Raw genomic sequence first — 573 nt, forward strand, 5'->3', positions numbered from 1 at the left:
GCGGGCATCCACCGCGCGGCGGCGACGTTCACGCACCGCATCCGGGTCATGGCGATACACGATCCGATCGACCATGTCACGTAACCGTTCGGCCGACCACGCCCCATCATGCAGATCCAACTCGGCGGCGATCTGGGCATCGACCTCGGCGGCACAGTCGGCGCCGTCGATCAAATCCGTCCGTGAGATCACCGCGATCACCCGCTCCGGCGAGATGCGGCCCTCCCGCAACCGCTGCGCCACCTGCGGCAACCGATCACGCAACGCCACCGCCTGATGCAACAACTGTTCGGCGGCGTGCTGGGTGATCGCCAACGCCACCGACACACGAGTCGCACAATCAGCGAACCCGTCGACCAGCAAGAAGTCGTGATCACCGCGGTCACCGACCAAACGGCGATGCAACTCCGCAGCCACCTGATAGTTGTGCCACGCCAGATACGAACGGCCGAATGTCGTGGCCGCCATCGACCCCACCAGGGCGCTGACATCCACCCGGTCAGGATCGGACACCTCGTCACCGAACACCTCACCAGTGAACGACGCCGGCAGATTCAGCCACGGCGAGGGAGA

Annotated in this window: 1 protein-coding gene; it reads right to left on the reverse strand. The window is 65.3% G+C overall.

Annotated elements, in window-relative coordinates:
- Positions 1 to 573 (reverse strand): DUF222 domain-containing protein (locus tag QSJ19_RS26625; RefSeq protein ID WP_286324065.1); only part of this gene is annotated, 573 nt, incomplete at both ends.

The organism is Gordonia sp. ABSL11-1, from assembly GCF_030315685.1.
Classification (GTDB): Bacteria; Actinomycetota; Actinomycetes; order Mycobacteriales; family Mycobacteriaceae; genus Gordonia.